The 5,576-nt window shown below is 39.3% G+C and carries 7 protein-coding genes; 3 read left to right on the plus strand and 4 right to left on the minus strand.

Annotated features, from left to right (window positions below):
* Positions 1–942: outer membrane protein assembly factor BamD (locus B4237_RS15950; RefSeq protein WP_286943923.1), on the minus strand; the 942-nt coding region annotated here is incomplete at its 3' end.
* A 71-nt stretch (positions 943–1,013) separates the two neighbouring features.
* Between B4237_RS15950 and rluD the strand changes: the two genes are divergently transcribed.
* The 3 genes from rluD to B4237_RS15965 all read left to right on the plus strand — a co-directional run bounded on the left by rluD (position 1,014) and on the right by B4237_RS15965 (position 3,592).
* The gene (gene rluD / locus B4237_RS15955; protein WP_286943929.1) at positions 1,014–2,063 is read left to right on the plus strand and encodes a 23S rRNA pseudouridine(1911/1915/1917) synthase RluD; all 1,050 of its coding nucleotides are present in this window, start codon (positions 1,014–1,016) and stop codon (positions 2,061–2,063) included.
* A gap of 135 nt (positions 2,064–2,198) precedes the next feature.
* On the plus strand, positions 2,199–2,939 hold the full coding sequence (pgeF, locus tag B4237_RS15960; protein ID WP_286943925.1) for a peptidoglycan editing factor PgeF: 741 nt from the start codon (positions 2,199–2,201) through the stop codon (positions 2,937–2,939).
* Between the two features lie 80 nt (positions 2,940–3,019).
* The gene (locus tag B4237_RS15965) at positions 3,020–3,592 is read left to right on the plus strand and encodes a flavodoxin family protein (RefSeq protein WP_061393278.1); all 573 of its coding nucleotides are present in this window, start codon (positions 3,020–3,022) and stop codon (positions 3,590–3,592) included.
* Positions 3,593–3,629: 37 nt separating this feature from the next.
* Here B4237_RS15965 and smpB read toward each other — a convergent pair whose 3' ends face one another.
* From smpB to B4237_RS15980, 3 genes are all read right to left on the minus strand, one after another.
* On the minus strand, positions 3,630–4,103 hold the full coding sequence (gene smpB / locus B4237_RS15970; RefSeq protein ID WP_007481162.1) for an SsrA-binding protein SmpB: 474 nt from the start codon (positions 4,101–4,103) through the stop codon (positions 3,630–3,632).
* Positions 4,104–4,230: 127 nt separating this feature from the next.
* Positions 4,231–4,425 carry a helix-turn-helix transcriptional regulator gene (locus B4237_RS15975; protein WP_007481164.1) on the minus strand — a complete coding sequence of 65 codons (195 nt, stop codon included), beginning with the start codon at positions 4,423–4,425 and terminating at the stop codon, positions 4,231–4,233.
* Between the two features lies 1 nt (position 4,426).
* Positions 4,427–5,401, minus strand: coding sequence for a hypothetical protein (locus B4237_RS15980; protein ID WP_007481165.1), 975 nt, complete (start codon positions 5,399–5,401; stop codon positions 4,427–4,429).
* Positions 5,402–5,576: the final 175 nt, after the last annotated feature.

Raw genomic sequence — 5,576 nt, forward strand, 5'->3', positions numbered from 1 at the left:
GAATAAACCTAAAGTGAGTCGATTGGTTAAGCTACGCTGTTCAGTTTCACTCGTTGTTTCGACATTTTTAGCATCAACAGTTTTAGACTCGCGTCCTAATAAACCTAATGTTGCACGGTTAATCCAGCTACCTTCTTTACGTGCAGCGCGTAAATTCACTTCACCATTTGATTTAACCAAATGTGGGTAATTGAGTTTTAAAATCTCGATATATTGTTGAGAAGTCGCTTGATCACCAAGTTTTTGATAGCTGTAAGCTAAAGTTGCTAACGCTTCAGGTGTTTGTGGTGTTTGAGGGTAATGTTCAATCACCCATTGTGCACGTTCAGCAGCAGCTAACCATGCTTTACGCTGAATATTGAATCGTGCGGCATTCATTTCATTTTCAGCAAGTTCTTGACCAATAAATTTCATGCGTTGTGCTGCATCAACAGAATATTGGCTACTTGGGAAACGACGAATGAGGTCAACAAAGTTTTGATAGGCAACTTTGATATAACTGACATCACGATGTGATTGTTGTAATGAGGTATAACGAATTAAACTGTCGTAGTTCATTTCCATGTTGGCAACGCCACGAACATAGTAGGCATAGTCAACATTTGGATGTTGCGGATTTAAGCGAATGAAACGATCAGCTAGTGCAATTGCACCTTCATAATCTTTTTGTTTGAATTTAGCGTAGAGAAGTTCAAGCTGTGCTTGTTGTGTATATTGTCCAGTAGGATAGTACGTATCTAAAGCTTCAAGCGATTTCACGGCATCAGTATATTGATTACGATCAAGCGATTTTTGTGCTTTATCAAAATAAACTTGTTCACTTGATTGCGGTCCTTTATCAACCACTTCTTTTTTGCTTGGATTGCTGCTACAGCCCACAAATGCAGATGCTACACCTAAAGAAAGCGCAAGCATCGTAATTTTATAACGTGGTAGCGACATAAAAACTCCTCTGTTATTCTGGGCAATGAGCTACAATGGTGCTATTAAACCACTTTTGTACCGATCATCAAATGACTTCAGCACAATCTTCCAATTCAAACATCTCTGAAACAGATTTCTTACTTGAAGATTCTGTCGATGCAGATAATCATAATTCTGACTCAACTGCAACACGTTTATCGTTGCAAATTCAACTTGATGAAGACTATTTAGGTCAACGTATTGATCAGGTCGCAGCACTCGTCTGGAGTGAGTTTTCTCGTGAGAAACTTAAACAGTGGATGAAAGACGGTCATCTGTTGGTAAATGGTAACACGGTTAAGCCAAAGTACCGTTGTGAAGGTAATGAGGTATTAACCCTAGATGTTGAGCTTGAAGCACAAACATCGAGTCAGCCTGAAAATATCCCGCTCAATATTGTTTATGAAGATGACGATATTATTGTGATCAATAAAGAAGTAGGGATGGTTGTTCATCCAGGTGCGGGTAATCCAACTGGAACTTTAGTAAATGCCTTACTTTATCACACGCCAAAACTGGCTGAGCTATCACGAGCTGGACTTGTTCATCGTATTGATAAAGACACCAGTGGCTTATTGGTCGTTGCTAAAAATCTGGAAGCTCAATTTTCATTGAGTAAACAATTGGCAAAGAAAACGGTTTATCGCGTTTATGATTTGATTGCCTACGGTAATATCATTGCAGGCGGAACGATTGATGAACCAATCAAACGTCATCCAGTTGACCGCGTTAAAATGGCGATTTTACCGGGTGGGCGTGATGCGGTAACACACTATAATGTCAAAGAACGCTTCCGTGACTTTACCCGTATTCAAGCGCAGCTTGAAACTGGCCGTACACACCAGATTCGTGTGCATTTTAGTTATTTAGGTCATGGTTTAGTTGGTGATCCTGTTTATGTGAATCGCGTTCGTTTTCCAGCAGGCGCTTCAGAAAAACTAACCGATATGCTGCGTAGCTTTAAACGTCAAGCACTACATGCAGCTAAGCTTGGTCTAGTACATCCACGCACTGGCGAAGAAATGATGTTTGAAGCACCGTGGCCAGAGGATTTCACTCAATTGGTTGAAGTTCTTCGTAGTGAAAATGAAGCGTATTAAGTAAAGCTCTACAATCCTCTAAATTTCCCTCCTTTAAGGAGGGAGACTTTTGTGAATTCAATGTCTTGCAGTGCTTTAAATTCCCACTCCTTTTAGGAGAGATTGACGGTAGAAAATATAGCTCAGGAGATATTTATGGAATTTGTACAAGATTTACCCAAAGGTATTTTCGTAGGGCAAACACGTATTGAAAATGCGCAAACGATAGCAACATCCGATAATCATTTAGCTGGTTTTAATTTAGCGCTACATGTCGATGATGATGCACAGCGCGTGCAACAGCATCGGATGATCTTATTAAATCAGCTATCAGAATTTGGTGTTGATAAAATAACGTGGATGATGCAAACACACAGCACTATTTGTCATACGATCAATGAGCAAATTCCATTTATCGCACTTGAAGGTGATGGTCTGGTGACTCAGCGCCAAGGTCATGCATTAATGATGATGACAGCGGACTGTCTTCCTATTGTACTCGGCAATTCTGAAGGGACAGAGGTTGCGAACCTACATGCAGGCTGGCGTGGTTTGGCCAATGGTATTATTGAAAATACAGTGACTGAAATGCAATCACAACCAACGTGGGCATGGTTGGGTGCGGCGATTAGTCAGCCTTGTTTTGAAGTGGGTGCTGAGGTAAAAGCTGCTTTTTGCGAAAAATATCCTGAATTGGAAAGCGCTTTTATTGCTGGTCAATTTGAAGGTAAATACCAAGCCGATTTATATGCGATTGCACGATTTATTTTAAATCGTTTTGGTGTGGAAACTGTTTTAGGTGGGGATCAGTGCTCTTATCAGCAAGATAAAGATTATTTTTCTTACCGTCGTGATCCTAAAACAGGACGAATGGCGACATTTGTTTTTATGCGATAAATATATCTTGCATTGCTGATTCGCCTTGAGTGGTTTAAAAATGTTAAACTTGATCTAATTCATTGGTTTTTAAATTTTCCATGTCTGTTATTGAGCAAATTACTCCCCAAGTCAAAGTTTGTGTGATTTATCATAGTCCTTATGGGCATACGGCAAAAGTTGCACAATATATTGCTCAAGGTGCAGAGCAAGCCGGTGCAGATGTGCATCTTATTTCTGTCGCTGCACCACAGTGGGATTTGATAGATCAAGCAGATGTCATCGTGATGGGTTGCCCAACTTACATGGGTAGTCTAACGTCTGCATTGAAACAATTTATGGAAGACTCATCTAAACGTTGGTTAGCGCGTACATGGCAAGGAAAAATTGCGGCAGGCTTTACCAATGGTGGTGGTTTAAGTGGTGATAAATTAGCGGTATTACAGCAAATTAATTTGTTTGCGATGCAGCATGGCATGTTATGGGCAGGTTTACCATTTATGCCGACAGGGCGTAGCCCACTAGACATTAACCGTATGTCGAGTTTTCTTGGCCTAATGACACAATCTGATAATGCCAGTGTCGAAATTACGCCGCCAGAAGGTGATTTGGAAACCGCTCGAAAGTTTGGTAAGTATTTGGCTGAATTAAGATTAAAGCATTCTTCTAGTTAGAAGATTAAAAAAACCTCCATGAGTTGGAGGTTTTTTATTACTTATGCAACATACGTGCTTTATCACGCTGCCAATCGCGGTCTTTTTCAGTCGCTCGCTTATCGTGCATTTGCTTACCTTTTACTAATGCAATTTCAAGTTTAACTAAATGACCTTTCCAGTAACATGCTAAAGGCACGCATGAATAACCTTTTTGATTCACTGCACCCATGAGTTGTTCAAGCTCACGACGCGACAGTAATAATTTACGTGTACGTGTAGCTTCTGGAACCACGTGTGTTGAAGCTGATAACAACGGTTGAATTTGCGAACCAAATAAAAATGCTTCACCATTTTTGAAAATGACATAACTTTCAGTCAAGCTCATACGACCAGCGCGAAGAGATTTAACCTCCCAGCCCTGTAATGACATACCTGCTTCAAATTTTTCTTCAATAAAGTAATCGTGACGTGCTCTTTTATTTTGAGCAATCGTGCCACCATTATGTTTTTTTACAACAATCTTGTTCATCTCAACCTTTTGAAAATGAATAATTAAATTCTAGAGTTTTTTCGAGTTACCCGTTTAGTTACCCGTTTTAAAAGGCTCTTAATTTAAAAAAGAAAGCCTGCGTTTAGCAGGCTATCATATCAGAATTCTACTTATGTTTTTCTACAACTATTTTCACACTTGATTCGTGCCAAAAGACTTCTTTCTCGCTAACTCTGATTGGCTGCGGAATTTCCCCATTTTTTATCATTCGATAAAACTTGGTTCTACCAATAGAAAGAAGAGCCATAAACTCTTTTGCTCGAATTCTACGATCAATTTTAAAGCTATGTGCGATACCCATTTTACACTCCCTCCAAATCTTGAATTTTGACTTTCGTATGCAAAACACTAAATGTCGGTTCTACGCTCCCAATCCTGTACAGAGCATCAGTCCCTGTAAGGTAAATTCTCAGTTGCTTTATCTGCTCTTTGAATGACTGAGTTTTCTTGTGAAAAAGATTACTCTGCATATAGCCATTCAACAGCGATGGGTCGTAAAAGATTTGGTAACCGTGAGTTTGTTCCACATTAAACTTTATCTTTTCAAAAAAACTAAAGTTTGTGAGGTGTGCAGGGCTATCCAAGAAATCACGTTTTATTAGGATGATGAATCGTAATTTCATCTGTCTATTGGGTAATGGTTCTTTTTTCAAAAGAACCGCCAGTAATTGCTCACTATCCAGATTATTGATGAAGCCAGTTTTTACATCCTCAATAAATTGATCTAATTGAGGAGAATGCAGGTGAGATGAATCCATTACGGATATGAACTCATAGAATGCGAACCCATTTGATTCTTTCTGGACTGCTTTTAGGGCATCGCTAAGCTCTTGATCACTCAACTTATGAGCATCATCCCAACCTTCTTTTAACTCTTTAAAATGATGAGTTAGCAGAATATCTTGAAATTCACGAATGAAATTAGAGCCTCTTATAGGATCAATTTTCCAAGAATGCTGTTGATCAATTAACCCATGTCGCTTTGCTAATCCAATTCCGAGATTTAGTTGGGGGTGTAGCATTACTTTCATGACACCATTCACCCATGGTAAATGATGTACCCATTGTATTGACTTTATTAGTTTATCTACATTTTCAGGTAAAGTTTGAGGGGGCAAACGGTACGCTGGGAACACAGGTTGACTGGGTAAACGAACTTTCGATAATTCGTTAATAACTTGTCCGATCTCAACTGGGCTTGGGTGTGGTTGAGTGATTCTAGCAATTTTGCTCATATACGCTGAATGTAGCAGCGGAGCATCATTTTTCTTAAACATATTATTTACCTCCGCTTTTTTTATTTACGGAAGACTTGTCGTCTTGTGATTGTGATGTTTTGCGTGGTCGGCCAGCGTTGCTAATTTTTTTGGGCTTCTGGCTTTTTTGCAATGATCTATATTCAGATGAATCCAGTGTTCTGAATATAAATGCTTGATCTGCTTTACACAGGTA

The sequence above is a fragment of the Acinetobacter sp. UBA6526 genome (assembly GCF_002434875.1).
Classification (GTDB): domain Bacteria; phylum Pseudomonadota; class Gammaproteobacteria; order Pseudomonadales; family Moraxellaceae; genus Acinetobacter; species Acinetobacter venetianus.